At 70.8% G+C, this 22479-nt stretch carries 20 protein-coding genes and 1 pseudogene; 12 read left to right on the top strand and 9 right to left on the bottom strand.

The annotated features are described in order from the left end of the window. Window positions 1-56 precede the first annotated feature (56 nt). A complete protein-coding gene (locus tag ACQEVU_RS50630) occupies window positions 57-1262 on the top strand; it encodes a glycosyltransferase family 87 protein (protein WP_433337638.1) in 1206 nt (401 codons plus the stop codon). A 4-nt stretch (window positions 1263-1266) separates the two neighbouring features. Continuing rightward, on the top strand, window positions 1267-2739 hold the full coding sequence (locus ACQEVU_RS50625; RefSeq protein WP_433337636.1) for a glycosyltransferase family 87 protein: 1473 nt from the start codon (window positions 1267-1269) through the stop codon (window positions 2737-2739). 119 nt (window positions 2740-2858) lie between these two features. On the opposite strand, the gene ACQEVU_RS50620 is transcribed toward ACQEVU_RS50625, so the two are convergent. Both ACQEVU_RS50620 and ACQEVU_RS50615 read right to left on the bottom strand, forming a co-directional pair. Then, window positions 2859-3227 carry a hypothetical protein gene (locus ACQEVU_RS50620; protein WP_433337634.1) on the bottom strand — a complete coding sequence of 123 codons (369 nt, stop codon included), beginning with the start codon at window positions 3225-3227 and terminating at the stop codon, window positions 2859-2861. Between the two features lie 94 nt (window positions 3228-3321). After that, window positions 3322-3804: pseudogene (locus ACQEVU_RS50615) on the bottom strand (MFS transporter); the annotation flags it as partial. A gap of 89 nt (window positions 3805-3893) precedes the next feature. On the opposite strand from ACQEVU_RS50615, the gene ACQEVU_RS50610 reads away from it, so the two are divergent. Continuing rightward, window positions 3894-4496, top strand: a complete 603-nt coding sequence (locus ACQEVU_RS50610) for a TetR/AcrR family transcriptional regulator (RefSeq protein ID WP_433337632.1) — start codon at window positions 3894-3896, stop codon at window positions 4494-4496. A 384-nt stretch (window positions 4497-4880) separates the two neighbouring features. Here ACQEVU_RS50610 and ACQEVU_RS50605 read toward each other — a convergent pair whose 3' ends face one another. Beyond that, window positions 4881-7160: a hypothetical protein gene (locus tag ACQEVU_RS50605; protein WP_433337630.1), complete on the bottom strand. Its 2280-nt coding sequence runs from the start codon at window positions 7158-7160 to the stop codon at window positions 4881-4883. Then, on the bottom strand, window positions 7157-7930 hold the full coding sequence (locus tag ACQEVU_RS50600) for a deoxyribonuclease IV (protein ID WP_433337628.1): 774 nt from the start codon (window positions 7928-7930) through the stop codon (window positions 7157-7159). The genes ACQEVU_RS50605 and ACQEVU_RS50600 overlap by 4 nt, the downstream gene beginning before the upstream one ends. 202 nt (window positions 7931-8132) lie before the next feature. On the opposite strand from ACQEVU_RS50600, the gene ACQEVU_RS50595 reads away from it, so the two are divergent. From ACQEVU_RS50595 to rplI, 5 genes are all read left to right on the top strand, one after another. Further along, window positions 8133-8963 (top strand): hypothetical protein, encoded by an 831-nt coding sequence (locus ACQEVU_RS50595; RefSeq protein WP_433337626.1) that lies wholly within the window; start codon window positions 8133-8135, stop codon window positions 8961-8963. A gap of 230 nt (window positions 8964-9193) precedes the next feature. Continuing rightward, window positions 9194-9484, top strand: a complete 291-nt coding sequence (gene rpsF, locus ACQEVU_RS50590) for a 30S ribosomal protein S6 (protein ID WP_033359943.1) — start codon at window positions 9194-9196, stop codon at window positions 9482-9484. Window positions 9485-9602: 118 nt separating this feature from the next. Beyond that, window positions 9603-10136: a single-stranded DNA-binding protein gene (locus tag ACQEVU_RS50585; protein WP_433337624.1), complete on the top strand. Its 534-nt coding sequence runs from the start codon at window positions 9603-9605 to the stop codon at window positions 10134-10136. A 20-nt stretch (window positions 10137-10156) separates the two neighbouring features. Next, complete coding sequence (gene rpsR, locus ACQEVU_RS50580; protein ID WP_223100246.1) at window positions 10157-10396, top strand: 30S ribosomal protein S18; 240 nt, start codon at window positions 10157-10159, stop codon at window positions 10394-10396. 12 nt (window positions 10397-10408) lie between these two features. Continuing rightward, entirely contained in the window at window positions 10409-10858 is a 450-nt protein-coding gene (gene rplI, locus ACQEVU_RS50575) for a 50S ribosomal protein L9 (protein WP_433337622.1), read from the top strand. Between the two features lie 93 nt (window positions 10859-10951). On the opposite strand, the gene ACQEVU_RS50570 is transcribed toward rplI, so the two are convergent. After that, window positions 10952-12475: a YfbK domain-containing protein gene (locus ACQEVU_RS50570; protein WP_433337620.1), complete on the bottom strand. Its 1524-nt coding sequence runs from the start codon at window positions 12473-12475 to the stop codon at window positions 10952-10954. Between the two features lie 112 nt (window positions 12476-12587). Beyond that, a complete protein-coding gene (locus ACQEVU_RS50565) occupies window positions 12588-13262 on the bottom strand; it encodes a hypothetical protein (RefSeq protein WP_433337618.1) in 675 nt (224 codons plus the stop codon). A 337-nt stretch (window positions 13263-13599) separates the two neighbouring features. On the opposite strand from ACQEVU_RS50565, the gene dnaB reads away from it, so the two are divergent. Continuing rightward, entirely contained in the window at window positions 13600-16173 is a 2574-nt protein-coding gene (gene dnaB / locus ACQEVU_RS50560; protein ID WP_433337616.1) for a replicative DNA helicase, read from the top strand. A gap of 224 nt (window positions 16174-16397) precedes the next feature. On the opposite strand, the gene ACQEVU_RS50555 is transcribed toward dnaB, so the two are convergent. The 3 genes from ACQEVU_RS50555 to ACQEVU_RS50545 are packed head-to-tail and all read right to left on the bottom strand — an operon-like array spanning window position 16398 to window position 20802. Continuing rightward, a complete protein-coding gene (locus ACQEVU_RS50555; RefSeq protein ID WP_433337614.1) occupies window positions 16398-17021 on the bottom strand; it encodes a phosphoribosyltransferase in 624 nt (207 codons plus the stop codon). Between the two features lie 32 nt (window positions 17022-17053). Beyond that, the gene (locus tag ACQEVU_RS50550; protein ID WP_433337612.1) at window positions 17054-18268 is read right to left on the bottom strand and encodes a glycosyltransferase 87 family protein; all 1215 of its coding nucleotides are present in this window, start codon (window positions 18266-18268) and stop codon (window positions 17054-17056) included. Between the two features lie 11 nt (window positions 18269-18279). Next, window positions 18280-20802 carry a putative bifunctional diguanylate cyclase/phosphodiesterase gene (locus ACQEVU_RS50545; RefSeq protein ID WP_433337610.1) on the bottom strand — a complete coding sequence of 841 codons (2523 nt, stop codon included), beginning with the start codon at window positions 20800-20802 and terminating at the stop codon, window positions 18280-18282. 356 nt (window positions 20803-21158) lie between these two features. On the opposite strand from ACQEVU_RS50545, the gene moaC reads away from it, so the two are divergent. Genes moaC through ACQEVU_RS50530 form a run of 3 tightly spaced genes read left to right on the top strand, consistent with a single transcriptional unit; the run spans window position 21159 to window position 22476 of the window. Then, window positions 21159-21632, top strand: coding sequence for a cyclic pyranopterin monophosphate synthase MoaC (moaC, locus tag ACQEVU_RS50540; RefSeq protein ID WP_433337608.1), 474 nt, complete (start codon window positions 21159-21161; stop codon window positions 21630-21632). After that, entirely contained in the window at window positions 21629-22096 is a 468-nt protein-coding gene (locus ACQEVU_RS50535; RefSeq protein ID WP_433337606.1) for a MogA/MoaB family molybdenum cofactor biosynthesis protein, read from the top strand. The genes moaC and ACQEVU_RS50535 overlap by 4 nt, the downstream gene beginning before the upstream one ends. Window positions 22097-22152: 56 nt before the next feature. After that, window positions 22153-22476 carry a hypothetical protein gene (locus tag ACQEVU_RS50530; protein WP_433337604.1) on the top strand — a complete coding sequence of 108 codons (324 nt, stop codon included), beginning with the start codon at window positions 22153-22155 and terminating at the stop codon, window positions 22474-22476. Window positions 22477-22479: the final 3 nt, after the last annotated feature.

Here is a 22479-nt window from a genome sequence, read left to right as displayed (position 1 = left end):
GGTACCGGCGGTATGTTCGCCCGGGACCGTGGCCGCAGTCGTTGGGGGTGTGCGCGTTGGAGTCGGGCAGGCGCAGGATCGTCCGTTGGGTCCTGCTCGGGCTCTTCGTGGCCCTGGTCGTCTATGGCCACATCTGGTACCGCAACCGCCACGACTGGTTCGACCTGGGCATCTACCGCCAGGCCGTGAACTTCTGGCTCGACGGCCACAACATCTACGACTACGTCAAGCCCGACGACACCCAGGGCGCGCTCGGGTTCACCTATCCCCCGTTCGGCGCGCTGGTCCTCGTGCCGTTCGCGCTCCTCGGGTGGATCCCGGCCGTCGTGCTGTACAGCATCATCACGGTCGCCGCCGTGCTCGTCACCACCTACTGGCTGCTCGCGCCGGTCGCCCGCGAGAAGGGCTGGGACCTGCCGTGGGCCATGGTGCTGGCCATCACCGTGATCAGCACTCTCGAGCCGATCCGTGAGAATTACACGTTCGGCCAGATCAACATGGTGCTGATCCTGCTGATCCTGGCCGACCTGCTGGTGCTGCTGCCCCGCGGCAGCCGCTGGGCCGGCGTGCTCATCGGGCTCGCCGCCGCCATCAAGCTCACGCCGGCCATCTTCATCGTGTACCTGCTGGTCAGCCGCCGGTACCGGGCCGCCCTGACGGCCATCGCGAGCGGCGCCGCGGTGAGCCTGCTGGCGTTCGCGATCATGCCGAAGAGCTCGGTGCGGTTCTGGACCGACGCGTTGTGGCAGGGCGAGGGGATCGGCAACGCGGCGTACACCTTCAACCAGTCCTTCTACGGCATGCTCGCCCGGCTCTCGGCGCCGCACGACCCCAGCCGGCTGATCTGGGCGCTGCTGTCGCTGCTCGCGCTCGGGTTCGGCCTCTGGCGCGCCCGCCGCGCGGCGCTGGCCGGCGACGAGGTGGTCGGGATGACGCTGACCGGCATCGTCGGCTGCCTGATCAGCCCGATCACCTGGGTGCACCACATCTACTGGTTCGTGCCGGCGATCATCGTGCTGGCCGCCTCCCGCCGGCACGCCTGGTTCGCCGCCGTCATCGCGGTCACCGTCGGGCTCGGCCTGGTGTCCTGGTTCGAGCAGGGGCTGCCGGTGGACCCCTGGAGCCACGGCGTCCAGGGCTTCCTGATCAAGAACTGGTACCTCCTGCTGCTCGTGGCCCTCCTCTTCGCCCTGCCGATTCGCGCCCGTGCCCGCGTCGGGCCGGGCCTTAGCACCGCTTCCGAGTCGGTGACGGTACCGTGACGGGATGCCGCCGAGTGTGCGACCCGAACGTCTAGTCGACGAGCCCGCCAACTCCGACCGCTTCATCGGTGGCCTGTCCGAATCGATCGGCGGCCCCCTCGGTAACCATGCCGTGCGATCCAGCGTCCGGCTGCCCGGCGGCCGGTTCTGGACGCCGGCTCGCGTGGTGCTGCTGCTCATCTGCGCCATGCTGAGCTTCCACTGGGTGCAGAAGTCCCCCTGCCGCGACGCCGCGTGGGCGGACATGAAGCAGTACAAGTACTTCTGCTACACCGACGTGCTCGCGCTGTACTACGCCGAGGGCCTCAACGAGGGCCAGGTCCCCTACAAGGACCACCCGGTCGAGTACCCGGTGCTGACCGGCGCGTTCATGGGCGCCCTCGGCCTGCCCATCCACGACCTGCACCAGCGCAACGTGATCAACAACGACGGCCAGGCGTTCTACGACGTCAACGCGGTCGTGCTCGGCGCCTTCGGCATCGCCGCCGTGGCCGCCACGCTCGCGGTGCGCCGCCGCCGGCCCTGGGACGCGGCGCTGCTGGCCCTGGCGCCCGCGCTCTTCGTGTCGGCGACCGTGAACTGGGACCTGTTCACGGTCGGCCTCACGGCGGTGTCGATGGCGTACTGGGCCAAACGAAAACCCGTGCTCGCCGGCGTGTTCTTAGGCCTGGCGACGGCGGCGAAGTTCTATCCGATGCTGATCATCGGCGCGCTGCTCGTCCTGAGCATCCGCACCGGCAAATGGCGGGACTTCTTCGCCTACGTCGGCGCGGGCGCGGTCACCTGGGCCGCGCTCAACGGCCCGGTCGCGTTCTTCTTCTGGGACTCCTGGGTCAAGTTCTGGGAGTTCAACCAGCTGCGCGGGATCGACTGGGGCACGCTCTGGTACATCGGGGCGCACTTCCCGCGCGGCTCCGGGCAGTACGGCTTCCCGTTCTTCCAGAACCTGGACCTGGACCCTCAGCACGCGACGCTCAACATCCTGTACCTGGGCCTGTTCCTGATCTGCTGCGCGGGCATCCTGATCCTCGGGCTCACCGCGCCCAAGGAGCCCCGCCTGGCGCAGCTGGCGTTCCTGATCGTGGCGGCCTTCCTGATCACGGGCAAGGTGTGGTCGCAGCAGTACGTCCTGTGGCTGATCCCGCTCGCGGTGCTGGCCCGTCCCAAGTGGGGAGCGTTCCTGGCCTGGCAGGTCGCGGAGGTCATCTACTTCGTGTCCTTCTACGGCGAGCTCATGGGCGCCTCGGGCCGCCAGGTCTTCCCCGAGGGCGTGTTCGTCCTGGCCTCGCTGCTGCGCCTGGTCACCCTCGCGGTGCTGTGCGGGTACGTCATCCGCGAGATCCGCCAGCCCGAGGAGGACGCCGTGCGCCAGACCTATGAGGGCCGGGACCCCGACGGCGGCGTCTACAACGACGATCCGCTCGAGGAGGACCTGCTCGAGCCCCCGCCGGCCCCCGCGCTGGCGCGGACCGGTTAGTCCGGTTTCACGTGAATCAACAGCGGCCCGGCGCCTTGGTGCGCGCCGGGCCGCTTTCCTTTCCTTTGGGTTCAGACCACCGCGTCCTTTGGGGTCAGACCACCGCGCGTCCTTTGGGGTCAGACCACCGCGGGCTCCGGCTCGCCGATCGCCCGCGGCCTGCTCTCCTCGCGCAGGCGGGCCGAGAAGAGCATCGCGAGCAGGACGACCGCGCCTACGGCCAGGAAGACGACCTCGATGCCGAAGGTGAAGTCGGACCTGCCGCCCGGGTGGCCGGCGATGGTCGCGGCCGACATCGCCGTACCGCTGCGGGCCTCGTACACGCGGCTCAGCACTGAGCCGAGGGCGGCCGCCCCGACCGCGGTGCCGAGCGACAGGAAGAACCGGATGCCGGTCGTCGCCACCCCGATCTGATGCGCCGGCGCGGTGCTCTGCACGACCACGATCAGCCGCCCGATGAGCTGCCCGAACCCGATTCCGAGCAGCACCAGCGCGCCGCGGACCGCCCACAGGGACGCGTCGAGGTGCGACGACCAGCCCGAGCGGCACGTTGATGTAGAAGATCCCGCGCCAGTTGTCGTGGTCGGCGAACAGCCCGCCGATGAACGGCCCGATCGCCATGCCGACCCCGGCGAAGAGCCCGCCCATGTTGCCGCCGCGCCCCTTGCCCGGCTTGCCGGGTTCTTCGCCGGCGGCATTCGTCTCGTCCTCGGCCAGGCCGGCGATCACGACCATGGTGACGCTCATCAGTCCCCCGGCGCCTGCTCCCTGGATCGCCCGGAACGCGATGAGCTCCCCCATGCTCTGCGCCGCCCCGCACAGCACCGATCCGACGAGAAAGATCCCGACCGCGACAAGCCAGATGGGCTTGGCCCCGAACGCATCGCAGAGCCGCCCGTACAGGGGCAGGACCACGGTCGCGGCCAGCGCAAACGCCGCCACGAGCCAGGCGACGTGCTCGACCCCGTGGACCGGATCGAGGTCCCGCACGATCGGCACGATGGCCGAGGACACGATGTTCTGATCGAGGATCGCCAACACGATCGTGAACAGGCAGAGCAACATCCCGAGCCGCCGCTGGAATTTCGTCATGTTGAATAGACTAGGAACAACTTTAGACCGAGTACAAGTTTGTTCCTGGTACAGTCGTCCTCGTGGAGACGACGACGCTGCGCGAGCGCAAGAAGGCCCAGACCCGCACGTCGCTCTGGCGCACCGCGATCTCGCTCTTCGTCGAGCACGGCTACGACAACGTCTCGATCACCCAGATCGCCGCGGCCGCCGACGTCTCGAAGATGACCTTCTTCAACTACTTCCCGTCGAAGGAGGAGCTGGTCGTCGGCCCGATGGCCGAGCACACCGAGGAGCTGGCCGAAACGGTCCGGACGCGCGCGCCCGGTGAGTCCCCGGTCGACGCCCTGCACCGCCACTTCCTGGACGGCCTGTCCCGCCGCGACCCGGTGACCGGCCTGTGCGACAAGCCCGAGGTTTTGGCCGTGCAGCGCCTGATCCACGAGACCCCGGCCCTCATGCACCGCGCCTTGGTGATCCTGTACTCCGCCGAGGAGGCCCTGGCCAAGGAGCTCGGCCCCGGCTTCCGCGCCCAGGCCGCCGCGGCGATGATCACGGGTGCTCGCAACACCCTGGTCCTGGAGAACACCGCCCGCCTGCTGGCCGGCGAGACGAGCGACACCGTGTACTCAATCGCCGTCCAAAACGCGAACGAGGCCTTCGAGCTGCTGAGATCCGGCCTCTAGCTTCTCTCGGCGACCGCGTCCGAGCGCCCTGGTCGAACTCAGGCCGCAGCACCCGGTACGAACCGCGGTCCACGACTTCCTGGTCCCTGAACCGGCCGAATCGCTGTTCGACCCTCGACCCTCGACCCTCGACGCCCGGGCCTTGCGCCATCGCCAACGCCCTCGTATCGCCGCACGTTCGCCGTCGCCCCGCCTCGAGGCGCCCGTGCCGCTGGGTCGCCGCGCCCGCGCCCGTGCTCGCCGTCGCCGCGCCGGCGCCTCTGCGTCGGCGCGGGTCAGGCCGGTTGGCGAAGGCGTCGGCCTTGTTGTCGCCGTCCTGAGCCGGCGCGCGCCCTTGCGGCCTCTTCGGCCTACGCCGGGCGCGCGCCGGCCGGGTGCTCCTTCTCAGCCGTCGATCTTGTACAGGATGACGTTCCCCTGCTCGGTGCGGGTGATGCCGAGACCGTCGATGGGGGCGTCGATGGCCCGCGCGTACGGGGTGCCGGCGGCCTCGTCGCGCAGGACGACGATCGTGTGGATCTTCAGTTCGCGCAGCTGCGTGACCGTGGCCTCGTCCGGGAACTGCTGCATGTTGAGGCGCAGGATCTCCTGGTCGGCCGGGGTGAAGCCGCTGCCGCCGTTGACTATCTTCGGCAGGCCGTCGGTGCTCCACAGCATGACGTTCATGTCGAAGAGCTCGCTCGTCGGCAGCACCATCAGCGGGGCCTGCAGCGTGCTCATCTTGACCGGGGCGGCCGGCACCTCCGGGTTGGCCTGGAACGGGTCGTGCAGGCCCTCGGACAGCACCAGCAGCAGCGGGATGAGCGTCACGATGCGCCAGGCGCCGGCGCGGTTGCCGACGTCGGTCTGCGTGCGGTCGGCGAAGAGCTCGACGGCCCGGTCCGCGAACGCGCTCACCGCGCCCGCCGCGAGCAGCGCCAGGAACAGCGTCACCCAGACCATCAGGCGGCCCGAGGTGCGGATGCCCTCGAAGCCGGGCAGCGCCCGGTACAGTGCCATGTAGCCGAAGTTGCCGTCCGCCGGGCCGTTGGTGCCCATCGCGAGCATCGCGGTGACGACGACGCCGACGCCGAGCAGGATGCGGTGCTTCAGCCGCCACACGGAGACGAACAGCCCGACGAACGCCAGCCCGTACAGGAAGAAGCCCGGCAGCAGCGCCATCTCCGGCGCCCAGCCGAGCGTCGAGCGGGCGTTGGCATACGCTTCGCCCCACAGCCACGACTCCGGCGGCGAGATGAAGAAGCCCTTCAGCGGCGGCGAGAACAGCCCGATGATCTCCGCGCTGCGCTTGGCCTCGGCGTGCTGCTTGAGGACCTGCAGGTAGGGGTACGCCATCATCGCGCTCACCGCGGCGAACACGAGCCCGCCGCCGAGGTTGGCGAAGAACAGCTTCCAGCCGAACGGCCGGCGCACCGCCCACCGTCGCGCGTAGCGGTATCCCCAGATGATCGCCGTGATCACCACGATGATCAGCAGTGCGTAGGCGAACGGGATGCCGATGCCGAACCCGAGGCTGATCTGCCACGCCGCGACCAGCCAGCCGCCGAGGACCCAGCCCCAGCGCCGCTTGTCCGGCTCGTAGCCCTTGCTCAGCGAGAACCCGTGCCCCCGGGCCAGCATGGCCAGCGCCAGCGCGATGCCGCCGATCGACAGCACGTGCAGATGCCCGGCCTGGCCGAGCCGCCACGGCGCGTAGGCGAACGCGGCCCCGGCCACCGCGGCGCCGGTGCGCCCGGCGCCGAGCTGGCGGACCAGCGCATACGCACCGAAGAAGGCGAACGCGAAGATCAGGACGAAGATGATGTTGTATCGGACGACGGCCGCCTCGGGCCCCGAGCCGATCATGCCGGCCGGCGCGTAGCCGAGGAGGGTGTCGGAGAAGGCGTAGCTGTACTGGTCCGGGTAGAACGCGTTGGCCTGCCACAGCCGCAGCGGGTCGGTGGTCAGGATGTGCCCGGCCCACGACATCTGCCACGCCTGCAGCGTCGGGTCCCAGATGTCCTGCGGGATCGTCGTCGCCGGATGGGCCAGCGCGGGCCACGTCATGACGACGGCGAGCAGGATCGAGCCGAGCGTCGCGAGGGTCCACTCATGCGAAAAGAACCGGGCCAGCCACGACCCGGTCCGTTGGGAAACGCGTCCGACGCGCCCCGGCACCACCTCCGGCTCGGGCGCGAACGCCGTGAACGGGTCCGCCGGCTCCTTGTCGGCGCCGTCCTCCCCCGCGTCGCCGTCTTCGGCCTCGTCCTTCTTGTCCGTTTCGCCGACCTTGTCATCGGCGACCGAGCCGGAGCCCTTGCGCTTCGAGCCCGACGTCTTGTCGCTGGTGGCCGAGGCCTTGTCGCTGGTGGCCGAGGCATTGTCGCGTGTCTCGTCACCGCCGTCGCCGTCCAGGTCACGCGGCTCGCGCTCGTCATCGCCCGAGCCGCCGCCCGCCGCATCCCCACCCACACGACGACCGTCGACGCGCTCGTCGCTGTCGGCCAAGGTGTCCGCCTCGGTGGGGCTCTCAGGGGACCGCGACCCGTCGTCGACGGCGTCGGGGTCCTGACCGGCGGCCGATGGCGGGTGCGCGGATCGGCCGGACTCGGGTAGTACCGAATCCGGGGAATCGTCCGGCGAGGGCTCTTCCGACACCGTCCGCTCCGACGAAACGTTGCTCACGCCAGCCGCTCCCGCAGGTAGGTGATGTCGGCGCCCTGCCCCTCGGCGCCGCCCGGAGTCTCCACGAGCGCCGGTGCGCCCGCCGCCCGGATGACGGCGACGATCAATTCGGGGTCGATCTCGCCGGAGGTCATGTTGTCGTGCCGGTCTCGACCCGAGTCGAAGCCGTCGCGCGAGTTGTTTGCGTGGATGAGGTCGATGCGGCCGGTGATCGCCTTGACCCGGTCGACGATGCCGAGCAGGTCCTCACCGCCGGCGTGGGCGTGGCAGGTGTCGAGGCAGAAGCCCACCTCGTATTCGCCGATGGCGTCCCACAGCCGGGCGAGGTTGTCGAAGCGGCGGGCGCAGGCGTTGTCGCCGCCGGCCGTGTTTTCGATCAGCACCGGGGTGGCGAATCCGCCCTGCTCGGCGGCGTAGGCGAAGGTCTTGCGCCAGTTGTCGAAGCCGGCGTCGAGGCCGTCGGCCTTCTCGACGTGGCCGCCGTGCACGATCAGGCCCTTGGCGCCGACCTTGGCCGCGCCGGCCGCGTGGCTGAACAGCAGCTTGCGGCTGGGTATGCGGATGCGATTGTTCGACGATGCGACGTTGATCCGGTACGGCGCGTGGACATAGACGTCGATCTCGGCCGCCCGGATCGCCTCGGTGTCGGCACGGTCCTTCGGGTCGGTCCAGCCCTGCGGGTCGGTCAGGAAGAACTGAATGAGGTCCGCACCCCGGGCGGCGGCCTCAGCCAGCGGCTCAGCGGGGTCGACGTGAGCACCGATTCGCATGCCGCAGAGCCTACGACGTGGGTGTGACACTTTGCGCGACCCGCCTCTGGCCGCACGACCGATGCGCCCGGAATGCAGGCCTTCCGTCACCGTCTCGTCGGCCGCGTCGTTACGCACGTAGCCGCCCGTGATCGCTCAGGCTTCCCCCGGGGCTTCCGAGACGCGGCTCGTTGAAACTTCCCCCAGAACGAGGATGGCTACGTTGTCTGGACACCGAACGGCAGTCCGCCTGGCGGCGACCGCCGCGGCACTGGCCACCGCGGCCCTGACCGTCGGCGCCAGCCCGGTGAGCGCCGCCCCCGCTACGCCGACCGTCGAGTTCTCCGGCGGCAGCGTGCTGAGCCTGCTGGTCTGCAAGTCCGAGCCGAGCGCTCCGGACGTGTCGGTTCCGGCCGACTCGCGCGTCAACTTCGTCAACCGGCTCGGCCAGAACGCGTTTCTGAAGGTCGACGGGCAGTCCGTGGCCACCGTGCAGCCGAACCAGCAGGTGCCCGTCGTGTTCAAGAAGGGGCCGGTCGAGGTCGCGATGACCTTCGACTGCGGCGTCGGCGTGGTGCAGCAGTTCAAGCCGGTGGCGGTCGGTGTGACCGCGCCGCCGCCCGGAGCGGCGCCGACGGGCGGGGCGCACGCCACGCCGGGCGCGACGAAGACCGGGCCGGCGGCCGGGCCCGCGGGGGCCGCGGCCGGCGCGGCGAACAACGCCATGACCGACCACTCGGGCGCCTCCGGCCGCTCGTCGAAGTCGCCGCAGGGGCAGGCCGCCCCGTCCGACCCGACCGGCGACCTCGGCCTCGAGGGCGACCCGTCGCTGCTGGACCCGAGCGCGGCCGCGGCGCCGGCGATCGGCGCCGGACCGAGCACGCCGGTCGACGATCGGGTCACGGTGGAGGAGCCGGTCGCGGCCAGCGGCCCGGCGCGCAACGGCCCGGCCGGCCTGCTGGCGCTCGTCGCGACGGTCTGCGCGGTTGGCGTGGGAATCGCCGCAATTCGGGCTATTATTGCTCAGCGGGCATCACGTGCGAGCTTCGCTTAAGGTACAATTTCCCTTAGCTCCGCGGGGCGCCGTCATCCAACGCACCGGTGTGGTCGTTCCTCCCCAGGTCCCACCCAACGAAGCGGATGACGCGCCCCGCGGTCTTTTTTATGTCTTGACACCTCAGCGTGTACTCTGGTTCGGTCCATCGGCGCAACGCCGCTGGACGACGCATGACCTCCTGCCGCGGATGGACCGCGGCCGCTTAGCCCGTAGGAGGTGAGAACGTCTTGCGTCATTACGAGATCATGGTGATCCTCGACGGAAGTCTCGAGGAGCGCACCGTCGCCCCGTCGCTCGACACGTATCTCAACGTGATCCGGACGTCGGGTGGCTCGGTGGAGAAGCTCGACGTGTGGGGCCGCCGGCGCCTCTCGTACGAGATCAACAAGAAGACCGAGGGTATCTACGCCGTCATCGACCTCCAGGCCTCGCCGGAGTCGGTTGCCGAGCTGGACCGTCAGCTGCGACTCAACGAGTCCGTGCTGCGCACCAAGGTCATCCGGCCCGAGGTCCGCTAAGCGGATCCGGGCGAGATCGATCTGCTTCGCCCGGCCACGCTCCACGGGCGCCGACGGGAAACTGTCGTACCCCTGTGACATCGTGGCCATACACCAGCGCGCGAGGAGTTGAACTCAGATGGCAGCGGGAGATACCACGATCACGGTCATCGGCAACCTGACCGATGACCCTGAGTTGCGTTTCACTCCGTCGGGACAGGCGGTCGCGAAGTTCCGGGTGGCCTCGACCCCCCGGTTCATGGACCGTCAGACCAACGAGTGGAAGGACGGCGAGCCGCTGTTCCTGGCCTGCACGGTTTGGCGTCAGGCGGCGGAGAACGTCGCCGAGTCGCTGACCCGCGGGGCCCGGGTCATCGTCTCCGGTCGGCTCAAGCAGCGGACCTACGAGACGCGCGAAGGTGAGAAGCGCACCGTCATCGAGCTGGAGGTCGACGAGATCGGCCCCTCGCTGCGCTACGCGACTGCCAAGGTGCAGAAGATGTCGCGCAGCTCCGGTGGTGGTGGCGGCTTCGGCTCCGGCGGCGGCGGCAACAACGGCGGTGGCGGTGGCGGCGGCGGGTACAACGATGACCCGTGGGCCAGCGCGACCCCGGCCGGCGGCGGTGGCGGCGGCAGGTCGAGCTCATCCTTCGACGACGAGCCCCCGTTCTAATGGCATCAGGAGCAAGAGCAATGGCGAAGGCTGCGGCCCTGCGCAAACCGAAGAAGAAGGTGAACCCTCTCGACAAGGAGGGCATCGCCTACATCGACTACAAGGACACCGCGCTGCTGCGGAAGTTCATCTCCGATCGCGGCAAGATCCGCGCTCGGCGGGTGACCGGCGTGACCGCCCAGCAGCAGCGGCAGATCGCGCGCGCCGTGAAGAACGCGCGCGAGATGGCGCTGCTGCCCTACACCGCGACCACGCGCTAAGGGGCCGGCGACATGAAGATCATCCTTACCCAGGAGGTCACCGGCCTCGGGACCCCCGGCGACATCGTCGAGGTCAAGGACGGTTACGGGCGCAACTACCTGCTGCCGCAGGGGTTCGCGATTCCGTGGTCCAAGGGCGCCGAGAAGCAGATCGTGACGATCAAGCGGGCCCGCTCGGCCCGTGAGATCCGTGACCTCGGGCACGCCAACGAGGTCAAGGCCCAGCTCGAGGGCCTCACCGTCAAGCTCGCCGTCCGGGCGGGCTCGGAAGGCCGCCTCTACGGCTCGGTCACTCCGGCCGAGGTCGTCGAGGCAGTGCAGAAGGCCGGCGGGCCGCAGCTGGACCGCCGCCGCCTCGAGCTGCCCGGCCACGTGAAGTCGGTCGGCGACTACAAGGTGCAGATCAAGCTGCACCCCGAGGTTGCCGCGGTCTTCACGCTGAAGGTCAGCGCCGCCAAGTAGGCGAGCGAACCGCCAGCAGGCGAACGGAAGGGGCCCCGGCACTGCCGGGGCCCCTTCCGCGTGCGCAGACCCCCGTGACCGCCCGGCGGCCGACTACTCGTAGAGCCGGACGGCGGCGTCGACCATCTCGCTGAGCTCCACCACCTGCGGATCCTCGCGGCGCTCCAGCGCGATCGAGCGGAGGTCGGTGAGGCGGACCTCCTGGCCGTACTGGCTGTTGCGCAGCACCTCGGCCAGGTAAGCGGCGACGTAGTCGACCCGCACGGGGTCCGGCGCCCGGTCGAAGTCCTCGTCCAGGGCCGTCACGGTGACCGGCTGGAACAGCTCGCTCGCCTTGTGGGTCTTGGGGTCCTGCCAGCGCACCCGCACGTCGGCGAGGTGGCCCTGGGCGCCCGGGCGCAGGTGCAGGGCGTAGAGGGCGGTCACCGCGTGGCCGGGGCCGACCTCGCCGCCGTCGACGCGGTCGTTGCGGAAGTCCGACGCCGAGAGCGCCCGGTCGTCGTAGCCGATGAGGCGGTACGACGACACGGCCTTCGGGTCGAACTCGACCTGCGCCTTCGCGTCCAGCGCGCGCAGCGCCACGGTTGCCGGGAGCTGCTGGACGAAGACGCGGTCCGCCTCGGCCTGGTCGCTGACGTACACGACGTAGCCGTCGCCCTTGTCGGCCAGCTGCTCCATGAACTTGTCGCCGTAGTCGCTGCCCACGCCGACGCCCAGCAGCGTGATCTGCTTCGCCGCCGCCTCCTGGACCTCGCGCACCAGCGGCGTCGCGTCCGTCGTGCCGACGTTCGGCAGGCCGTCGGAGAGCAGGATGACGCGGTTCGTCGCGCCGGAGCGGAAGCCCTGGCGCGCCGTGTCGTACCCGGCGAGCAGGCCCGCCTCCAGGTTCGTGCTCCCGGCGACCTTCAGCCGGCCGATCGCGTCGTGCAGCGCCTCGCGGTCGCGGACCGGGGTCATCGGGCGCAGCACGGAGGCCCGGTCCGAGTACGACACGAGCGCCACCGAGTCGGTCGGGCGCAGCTGGTCGACCAGCGTGTCCAGGCCGTGCTGCACCAGGTCCAGCTTGCCGGGCTCCGACATCGAGCCCGACACGTCGACGACGAACGTCAGCGCCGCGTCCGGGCGCGACTCGCTGGACTCGCCGCGCGTCTGCAGGCCCACGCGCAGCAGCCGGGCGTCGCCGTCGGCGTGATGCCGCTGCGGCAGCCGGGTGCCGTCGCCGGTGATGGAGAAGCCGTTGCCGTCCGGCTCGGGGTACCGCTGCGGGAACGAGTTGACGAACTCCTCCGGGCGGATCGTGTTCGCCGCGGGCCGCCGGCCGCCGAGCAGGGTGCGCTTGGCGAAGCCGTACGAGGCCGTGTCGACGTCCACCGCAAACGTCGACACGGGCCGCTGGCTCGCCGAGACCTCGCCCGCGGCCGGCCGATCGGCGGCCTCGCCGGTGTCGCCGTTGTCGTTGGCGAGGCCGTTGGGCTGCTGCGGCGGGCCGTACCCCGTGGCCTGCGGCGCGGCCTTCCCGCTGTCGTTGTAGGAGCCCGCGCCGCACGCCGTCACCAGGGTGAGCGTGAGAGCCGCGACGGCGGCGACGCGCAGATGCTGCAGGGTCCGACTGGCCATCGATGCCTCCCTCGAGAGTGTTTGGCCAGTCAGACGGCGGCACCCCGCGGACGGCTCCGGGCGTGACCGGACGGTGACCCAACGGTGATCAATACGTTGGCAAAGATCAAGATCAAAGCTGCGTCTTCAGTACCGCAAAAGCCACCGTAGCCACGCCAGCGCCCAGCACCGAGCTGGAAAAACCGATCGCGAAGGGCCGCCAGCCCGTCGTCACCCGGCCCAGGAACATCGCGAACGTGATGCTCAGGGCCATCGCCACGGCGATCATCGGCACCATGTCCATCAGGTTGCTCAGCGCCTCGTCCCGCGGCGCCGGGCACGGCAGGCCGAACGCGTTGGTGCACCCGGGCCGCGACTCGGCGGACTGGGTCATCGACCAGCCGGTGTACGCGGCGGCCGGAATGAGGTACCACAGCGCGGTGGAGATGAAGGACCCGATGTAGATGGAGCGCTGGTCCGGCTCCTCCTCGTCGTCGTCCTCGTCCTCGTCGTCCTCGCGCGGGCGCGGCCGCCCACCGGGCAGCTGACGGGGCGGGCGGCGGCGGGCGACGGGCGGCGCCTCGGATCGCGGGTGGTTGGCGGTGTTCCACTCGTCGTAGTCGAGCACGTGGCCGCGGCCGGGCCGGCTGGGATCCGAGCGCGCCTGGAACGGCTCGATGCCGAAGTCGCCCCCCTCAGGCGCGCGCTGCTGAGGTATCCAACGCTCGTGCCGCGGATCCCAGCGCCCGGTCTCCGGCCCCTGGCGATCCCGGCCTTCGCGCGACCTCTCCCACTCCGGGTATCCCACCGGCGGAGCGTCACCTGTTCGTGACCTTTGCGCAATCGACCGTCCAGTTGAAAAATCCGTGACCCTCTTTCTCTCACACACAGGCTGTGAATGGTGGTTTCGCAGGTCAAGGGCGATTTGACGGTACCCCTGGCGGCGTTATCCACAGGCATGTGCACAACGTTTCCCAAGGTTTGTGCCCGTGGTCCACAGGTTGTCCAGAGCCTTGTCCACCGGCTAACTTTCATCGAACGCCAGTCGCCCCATACGGTTGCGCGGGCGCGCCGTCGCGCCGGCGAGTTTTTGTCATACCCGCGAGGTCTACTAGTCCTGGCAGGTGTGGCGTTGGGGGGCGAAAGTGTCGATCACCGAAGACAGGCGCACGGATCCGTGGGACGATGCGTCCCGGCCCGACGAGCCGCGCGGCGAGCGGCCCGACCGGGGCGAGCGCGGCGACCGAGGTGAGCGTGGCGAGCGCCCGTCCGGCGGCGCCGAGACGTTCGAGCGCACCCCGCCCCAGGACATCGCCGCCGAGCAGAGCGTCCTGGGCGGCATGCTGCTGTCCAAGGACGCGGTCGCCGACGTCGTGGAGATCCTCAAGACGCACGACTTCTACAAGCCGGCGCACAGCGTGATCTTCGACGCGATCCTCGACCTCTACGGCCGCGGCGAGCCCGCCGACGCCGTCACCGTCGCCGCCACGCTCACCGACTCGGGCAACATCGCCAAGATCGGCGGCGCGCCCTACCTGCACACCCTCATGACGACGGTCCCGACCGCCGCCAACGCGAGCTACTACGCCCGCATCGTCGCCGAGCGCGCCGTTCTGCGCCGGGTCATCGAGGCCGGCACCCGGATCGTCCAGCTCGGCTACGGCTCCGGCGGCCAGGGCGGCCGCGACGTCGACGACGTGGTCGACCTCGCCCAGCAGGCCATCTACGACGTCACCGAGAAGCGCGTCAGCGAGGACTTCGCGGTCCTCGCCGAGATGCTGCAGCCCACCCTCGACGAGATCGAGGCCGTGGGCGCCCAGGGCGGCATGATGACCGGCGTCCCGACCGGCTTCAGCGACCTGGACCGCCTGCTCAACGGCCTCCACGCCGGCCAGCTGATCATCGTCGCCGGCCGCCCCGGCCTCGGGAAGGCGCTGGCGCTCGACACGCCCCTGCCCACGCCCGACGGCTGGACCACGATGGGCGAGGTGCGGGCCGGCGACCGCCTGCTCGGCGCCGACGGGCGGCCCACGACCGTCGTCAACGCCTTCGAGGTGCGCCACGACCGGCCGTGCTTCGAGGTCGAGTTCTCCGACGGCTCCGTGATCGTCGCCGACGCCGAGCACCTGTGGAAGACCACCACGAGGGCCGCCCGCCGGCGGCGCGCCCAGGCGAGCGTGACGGCCGACCGCCGGCGATGGCTCGAGACGGTCGGGGCGCCGCAATGGCCGGGCGTGGCCCGCGTCGAGCTCGGTGCCGTGCACCGGCTCGCGGCGGCCGGTCCAGAGCCGCTGGCCACCCTGGACCCGGCCGCCCGGCCGGCGCGACGCTCCCGGCGGACCCTCTCGCAGCGGGCCGTCTCGCGGCGGGCGCTGGCCGAGTCGGTGCGGCGCCGGCGCGACCGGGCTGGCAACGGTGAGATCGCGGCGGTGGACCCGGACGTGATCACCACCGCCCAGATCGCGGCCACGCTGCATCTTCCGGACGGCCGGCTCAACCACGCCGTGGAGAACGCGGCCGCGCTGCAGCTGCCCGACCAGGACCTGCCCGTCCCGCCCTACACGCTCGGCGCCCGGCTCGGCGGAGGCCACCCGGCCGTGTCCCCCGACCCGCACATCCCCGCGCGCTACCTCCGCGGATCGCAGTGGCAGCGGCGGGCGCTGCTGGCCGGCCTGCTCGACAGCGCCGGCACGGTCACGCCGACCGGCGAGGTGCGGTTCACGGCCGTCGGTGAGCGCCTGGCCAAGGACGCCTACGAGCTGGTGGTCAGCCTCGGGCATTCCTGCACGGTTGCCAGGCTGCAGGGGCGGGGCCATGCGCCGTCCTATGTCCTGACCTTCACCCCGGCCGACGACGTGTTCCGGCTGGAGCGCAAGCGCGAAGCCCTGCGGTCGTGGCGCTCGGCGAGCACCGCACGGCCCGGTGAGCGATATGTCGTCGCGGTGCGACCGGTCGCGAGCGTGCCGGTGCGGTGCGTGCAGGTCGACAACGCCGATCACATGTACCTCGCCGGTCGCGCCATGATCCCCACGCACAACTCGACCGCCGCGATGGACTTCAGCCGCGCCGCCTCCGTGAAGCACAACCTGGCCTCGGCGATCTTCAGCCTGGAGATGTCCAAGGTCGAGATCGTCATGCGCCTGCTCTCGGCCGAGGCCCGCGTGCCGCTGCACGTCCTGCGCTCCGGCCAGCTGTCCGACGACGACTGGACCAAGCTCGCGCGGCGCATGGGCGAGATCAGCGAGGCCCCGCTGTTCGTCGACGACACCCCCAACATGAACCTGATGGAGATCCGCGCCAAGGCCCGCCGCCTCAAGCAGCGCCACGACCTGAAGCTCATCGTGGTCGACTACCTGCAGCTCATGACGAGCCCGAAGCGCACCGAGAGCCGCCAGCAGGAGGTCGCCGACCTGTCCCGAGGCCTGAAGCTGCTGGCCAAGGAGGTCGAGTGCCCCGTCGTCGCGGTGAGCCAGCTCAACCGTGGCCCCGAGCAACGCACCGACAAGCGCCCACAGCTGTCCGATCTGCGCGAATCCGGCTCAATCGAGCAGGATGCCGACGTCGTCATCCTTCTGCACCGCGACGACTACTACGACAAGGAGTCACCGCGGGCCGGGGAGGCGGACTTCATCGTGGCCAAGCACCGTAACGGGCCCACCGACACGGTCACGGTCGCCGCGCAGCTGCACCTGTCCCGCTTCATCGACATGGCGATCTGACCGGCGCACCGTTTGGGCTCAGATCCATCCGCGAGGCGACAGCGTCCGTGCACCTCATCGCGGCTAGCTCCCGGGACGCCTCGCGCCGAGACGGACGTCAACGTGTCCTTCACGATCGACCTTGCGCACGACGTGCGCCCGGGGACCTGGCGACTGTATGTCGTAGACAACGGGAACGTGGCGAGCGGCTACATACTCGGTGAACCGATCGACCGCGTACGCGGTCAGCGGGTCAGAAGTGTGGTCACGTCCGCGTCGGTGAGCTGGTGGAAGTCGTCGTAGAAGCGGCTCACCGCGCCGAAGTTGGGGGTCGTCAAGGGGCAGACGAAGGCGTCGGTCAGGCGGGTCAGGCGCGCCGCGGCCGCGTCCGCCGCGACCGGGACGGCCAGGATCACCTGCGCGGCCGACAACTGGCGGGCGACCGCCACGGCGGCGCCGGACGTCGCGCCCGTCGCCAGGCCGTCGTCGATGACCAGGGCCGTGCGGCCGGTCAGGTCGAGCGGTGGGCGGCCGTGGCGGAAGAGGAGCTCGCGGCGGCGGAGCTCGGCCGACTCGCGGCGTATGACCTCGTCGATCTCCTCCTGGTCCAGGCGGCCGGCGATCTCGTCGTTGAGGACCTGCACGCCGCCGGGGCCCACGGCGCCGAACGCCACCTCCGGAGCCCACGGGACGCCCAGCTTGCGGACCACCAGGACGTCGAGCGGGATGCGCAGGCGGGTGGCGACCTCGGCGGCCACGGGGACGCCGCCGCGGACCAGGCCCAGGGCGATGGCGTCCGGGCGGTCGGCGTACGCGATCAGGAGCCCGGCCAGTTCCTCGCCCGCCTCGACGCGGTTGCGGAAGCCCATACGTCCTGTCTACGCCGAGTGCGCGGCCGGCGTCATCCGGTCACGGCATCGGGGCGGGGGCGCAGCGACCACCAGAGGGCGACGAAGGCGACGGGATAGAGGAGGTACCCGAACCGCGTGCTCGGCGTGAGCGTGATCGCGGCGGTCAGGCCGGCGGCGATGTACGCGGCGGCGGCGCCGGCCGTGGCCGGGGGGCGGCGGTAGAGCAGGACGGCGATCGTGGCGCCCGCGACCAGGAGCAGGGCGAGGGCGATGGTGCGGCCGCCCGCGGTGCTCTCGGCGATGAGGTGGCCGGGCAGCGGGGACTGCGCTGGGCTGGTGACGAGGCCGTGGCCGGCGGGGAAGCGCAGGGCGTTCTCGACGTACGCGTCGGCTCCGACGAGGAGGGCCGGGAGCAGCGCCAGCAGCGGGAGTCCGATGGCGCCGAGGGCAAACCGGCCGGCCTGGCGCAGCCGACCGGCGAGATCAAGGCGTCCACCGGCGCAGAGGACCAGCACGAGCAGGACGGCGGCGACCGGGAGGGCGAAGAGCTTGAGGGCGCCGGCGACGCCGACCGCGACGCCGGCGGCGGTGTAGCGGTCGCGGGCGGCCAGGGCCGCGGCGAGCAGGCAGAGCGTGAGGACGGGCAGGTCGTCGCCGCCGGTGGCGAGCGTCAGCGTGCAGAGCGGGAGGACCGCCACGGACTGGACCAGGCGCAGCGATCGGTCCGCGGGAGCGATCGGGGCGAGGAGGCTCACGGTGTACCACAGGCAGAACACCGTGACGACGGCGAACCACACGCGGGCGTCGGTCCACCAGGCCGGGCCGAAGGCGGCGCGCGGCAGGCCGAAGAGGGCCATGCCGGGCTGGTACGGGGCGTAGGCCATCAGGCGGTCGGCGTCGGGCAGGGCGGCGATCGCGGCGTGGCCGAGGTACGGGGTGCCGGTGTCGGCCAGGCGCCGGCCCATCTGCTCGACGACGAGTACCTCCTCCTGGGCCCGGTCGGTGCGGCCGGCGGCGCGCTGGACGGCCTCGACGACGAGCGGGAGCAGGGCGGTGGCGGCGAAGACGAGCGGCACGATGCGGAAGCGGCCGATGGCGAACACCGCGGCGACGGCGGCCGCATAGCCGATCCAGGTGATCGAGCCCCAGGCCCGGTGCGGCAGGAGGGTGGAGGTGAGCGCGGTGACGCCGGCGAATGCGGCGCACAGCGCGTAGCCGGTGGCATCGATGAGGCGGGCGCGCAGGTCGGTCACGATGCCGACCATTCTGACGCAGGCTAGGTCGACTTCTCGCGGCCAGGGGGTTCGCCGCCCATGCTCATGCGGCGGGCGCGGCGGCTGCGCGACATGCGAATGACCGCGCCGGTGTCGTGCAGCGGGGCGGCGAGGTGGCCGTCGCCGCGGTCGAGGGCGGCGAGGAGCCGGTCGGCAGGCATGGCGCGGGCGAAGAGGTGGCCCTGGCCGGCGGGGCAGCCGAGCTCCCAGAGCTGCTGCCGCTGGTCCTCGCGCTCCACGCCCTCGGCGACGACGAGCAGGTCGAGGCTGCGGCCGAGGTCGATGGTGGAGCGGACGACGGCGCCGGGCGCGGAGGCGTTCATGGCGGCGACGAAGCTGCGGTCGATCTTGAGTTCGTCGACCGGCACGCGGGCGAGGGTGGCCAGCGACGAGAACCCGGTGCCGAAGTCGTCGAGGGCGAGGCGGATGCCCTGGTCGCGCAGGGCGGCGAGGACCTCGTCGACGACCTCGAGCTTGCTCAGCGTGACCGACTCGGTGAGCTCGATGACGAGCGAGGACGAGGGCACGCCGCGGGCGGCGAGGCGGCGGGCGACCGCGTCGGGGAACGACGGGTCGAGCAGGCTGCGCGGGGAGACGTTGACCGCGACGGGGACGAGGTGGCCGGCGTCGGCCCATTCGGTGGCGGCGATGAGGGCCTGGTCGAGTACGGCATCGGCGAACGCGGCGAGCTGACCCGAGCGCTCGATGGCGCCGAGGAAGCGGTCGGGGGCGAGGTAGCCGCGGTCGGGGTGGTGCCAGCGGGTCAGCGCCTCGGCGGCGATGACGCGGCCGCTGGCGAGGTCGACGATGGGCTGGAAGTGCACCGTGAACTGCTGCTCGGCGACGGCGCGGGCGAGGTCGCCGCCGAGGGTGAGGGTGCCGACGTCGGCGGTGTCGCGGGCGCGGGCGTAGACGACGACCCGCTGGCCCTCCTGCTTGGCCTGGTACAGCGCCACGTCGGCCCGCCGCAGCAGCTCGCCGATGGAGCCGCCGCTGCCGGTGGCCACGCCGCAGCTGGCCTCGACGCTGATGCGCATGTCGTCGAGCTCGATCGGCGGGGCGAGCGCGTCGAGCAGGGACTGCGCGCGCGGCTCGGCCAGCGCCGGCGCGCTCAGGCCGGTGAGGACGACCGCGAACTCGTCGCCGCCGAAGCGGGCCACCAGGTCGTCGGGGCGGGCGGCGGCGACGAGGCGCTCGCCCACGCTGATCAGCACCCGGTCGCCCTCGGCGTGCCCGAGCGTGTCGTTGACCTCCTTGAAGTGGTTGAGGTCGATGAGCAGGACGCCCACGACGCCGGAGGCGAGGACCTCGTCGCCGTACTGCTGCAGCCGCCTCCGGTTGGCCAGGCCGGTCAGCGGGTCGTGCGCGGCCGCGCGGGCGTGGCTGTCGGCGAGCCGCTGCGTCTCGGCGAACGTGGCGGCGTTGCGGATCGCCGTGCACAGGGCGGCGGCGAAGGTGCGCAGGGTGTACTGCTCGCGCTCGGTGAACTTGACCGGGCCCTTGCCCCGGAAGCGCAGCCGCAGCTCGCCGAGGTCGGCGTCGCCCTGGTAGCTCTCGAGGGCGATCGGGATGAGGAAGCCCTCGGCGGTCGGGGCGTCGTCGGGGGCGCCGTCGAAGAGGATCTGCTTGCCGTCGCTGCGCACGAGGCGGGGCCGGCCGCCCGGCGGGCTGACCTGGACCTCGGCCTCGTCGGTGGAGAAGATGTCGGCCGCCCGGCGCACGGCCGCGTACAGGACGGCGGTCTGGTCGACGGAGTTGAACTCGTCGGTGGCCTCGGCCAGGCGCTGCCACGCCTCGTTGCCCTGCCGGGTGCGGACCTGATTGGCGGCGGCGAGGTGGATGGCGTACGCGAGCGGCGGCAGGACGAGCAGGAGCCATTCGCTGACGTGGTACGCCGTGATGGTCGCCACGGCCACGATGAAGAGCCCGGACCGGGTGATGAGCTGGGTCCGCATGGTCGCGGTGAGCCGCTGGCGCAGCGATGTGCCCGTAATGATCGCGAATAGCGTGTTCGAAATGAGTTCGTCCGTCACGGCATATGCGACGCATGCGGCGAACATGCCGGGAATGACGTCGATGACACTGAAGTCCGGCTTCAGCAGAATTGGCTGGAGACCCGCGGCCTCAGCCGCAAATGCGGCCGTACCGAAGCAAAGCGTCTCTTTCGCGACATTGAAGCTGACCTTTACCGGGTCGGTATGGCGCCGGATGAGTGCCAGGAGCAATGTGCCGCACAATGCGCCGAGGATGATCGGCGCGGGGGGCAGGAGAGCGGCGGCGACGACGAGGATGGCACTGGTCGGCGATGTGTCGAAGTTTGTCGATCTAACCCGGATGCGGATCGTCAGGTAGCCGTTGCCGATCATCACCGCGGTCAGAGCCAGCATGGGCAGGAAGAGCCGGCCGTAGTTGGTGATGTTCCAGAGCCCCCAGAGGCCGAAGATGCTCCCGCCGACGACGACGGGACCAACGAGACGCCACGGGCGCCGGTTGGTCGCGTCGTCGGTTCGCGGTTGACTCTGCATCGCCGTCGACCCATCGTTGCCGACGATGCTGCGGTGTTGTCAAGCCGTACATCGGACCTAGGCCCAACTCCACTCCTTCTGCATCTTGCTCACCCCCAAAAGGTCGTCGCGGATACGACCCCCGTGGCGCTAATGCATCGAAACTTGTCGAAGTGCTGAGCGCTGAACGCAGCCTAGGGTGCAAAACGCAAGATGCTCAAGGCGATTTGTCGGTCGAATCATAGTTTGCGAACTATAGCTGCCATTGTCACGATTTGATGAGGCGAAAGTGACGCTCCGTATAGTGATTTCGACCCAACTAGCCCTAAGCGTGCATGATCAAACAAACTTCCGCGCGGGGCGACTAGGCTCGGCGGGTGGCACATGAGCTGACCCACGTGGACGCCTCCGGCGCCGCGCGGATGGTCGACGTGGCCGCCAAGGACGTGACCGTCCGGCGGGCCGTCGCGGCGGGATTCGTCCGCACCACAACCGAAGTCGTCGACCTGTTGCGCGACGGGGCACTGCCGAAGGGCGACGCGCTGGCGGTCGCCCGGATCGCGGGGATCATGGGGGCCAAGCGGACCCCCGACCTCATACCCCTGTGCCATCCGATCGCCCTGCACGGCGTGACGGTGGAGTTGACGCTGCGTGACGAGACGATCGAGATCGAGGTCGCCGCGCGCACCGCCGACCGCACCGGCGTCGAGATGGAGGCGCTCACCGCGGTGGCGGCCGCCGGCCTGGCGCTCATCGACATGGTCAAGGCGGTCGACCCGGCGGCGTCGCTCGAGTCGGTGCGGGTGCTGCGGAAAGAGGGCGGCAAGACCGGACTGTGGGAGCGCCCGTGAAGGCCGTCGTGGTGGTCGCCTCGAACCGGGCCGCGGCCGGGGTGTACGCGGACACGAGCGGCCCCGTCCTCGTCGACGGCCTGCGCGAGCTGGGCTTCGACGTCGCCGACCCGGTCGTCGTGCCCGACGGGCCGCCCGTGGAGGCGGCGCTGCGCGAGGCGGTCGCCGCCGGCGCCGACGTCGTGCTGACCAGCGGCGGCACCGGGGTCACGCCGACCGACGCGACCCCGGAGATGACGCGGCGGGTGCTCGACTACGAGGTGCCCGGCATCGCGGAGGCCATTCGGGCGGCGGGAGCGGCCAAGGTACCGACGGCGATCCTGTCCCGCGGGCTGGCCGGCGTGGCCGGGCGCACGCTCGTGGTCAACCTGCCCGGCTCCCGCGGCGGCGCCAAGGACGGCCTGACCGTGCTCGGCCCGATCCTCCGGCACGCCGTCGAGCAGCTCCGTGGCGGCGATCACTGACGGATACGGGTCATCGACGCACGGCACGCGGTCCCGGGCTGCCAGGCTCGGAGGCCATGCGCCTCAAGTCGACCATTCTTGTTTTCCTTTTGTCGGTACCCCTGGCCGCCTGCACGACCAGCAGCGTGAACACGAAGTGCAGCGGCGGCTCGTGCACCCTGACCGTCAAGACCACCTCGTCCACGAAGACCGATCTGTCGCTGTTCAAGCCGGCCCGCACGGTGTACTTCAGCAACCTTCGCGACGGCGGGCTCGACGTCCGCGAGAGCGGGACGACCCGCACGATCGAGGCGGGCGCCGAGAGCGACGTCGGCCGCATTCACGTCAAGGTGACCTCGGCGAAGGCCGGCGAGGCTCACCTCGTGGTGACCCGCAGCTGAAGG

The sequence above is a fragment of the Dactylosporangium sp. CA-139066 genome, assembly GCF_050936175.1.
GTDB lineage: Bacteria > Actinomycetota > Actinomycetes > Mycobacteriales > Micromonosporaceae > Dactylosporangium.
This window is presented reverse-complemented; position numbering and strand designations above follow the sequence as displayed.

Bases quoted from the DNA above. Each gene is read 5' to 3' on its own strand.
- ACQEVU_RS50625 (WP_433337636.1), top strand. From the start codon at position 1,267: ATGCCGCCGAGTGTGCGACCCGAACGTCTAGTCGACGAGCCCGCCAAC.
- ACQEVU_RS50600 (WP_433337628.1), bottom strand. From the start codon at position 7,930: ATGCGAATCGGTGCTCACGTCGACCCCGCTGAGCCGCTGGCTGAGGCC.
- ACQEVU_RS50585 (WP_433337624.1), top strand. From the start codon at position 9,603: ATGGCAGCGGGAGATACCACGATCACGGTCATCGGCAACCTGACCGAT.
- rpsR (WP_223100246.1), top strand. From the start codon at position 10,157: ATGGCGAAGGCTGCGGCCCTGCGCAAACCGAAGAAGAAGGTGAACCCT.
- rplI (WP_433337622.1), top strand. From the start codon at position 10,409: ATGAAGATCATCCTTACCCAGGAGGTCACCGGCCTCGGGACCCCCGGC.
- ACQEVU_RS50570 (WP_433337620.1), bottom strand. From the start codon at position 12,475: ATGGCCAGTCGGACCCTGCAGCATCTGCGCGTCGCCGCCGTCGCGGCT.
- ACQEVU_RS50555 (WP_433337614.1), bottom strand. From the start codon at position 17,021: ATGGGCTTCCGCAACCGCGTCGAGGCGGGCGAGGAACTGGCCGGGCTC.
- ACQEVU_RS50550 (WP_433337612.1), bottom strand. From the start codon at position 18,268: ATGGTCGGCATCGTGACCGACCTGCGCGCCCGCCTCATCGATGCCACC.
- ACQEVU_RS50545 (WP_433337610.1), bottom strand. From the start codon at position 20,802: ATGCAGAGTCAACCGCGAACCGACGACGCGACCAACCGGCGCCCGTGG.
- ACQEVU_RS50530 (WP_433337604.1), top strand. From the start codon at position 22,153: ATGCGCCTCAAGTCGACCATTCTTGTTTTCCTTTTGTCGGTACCCCTG.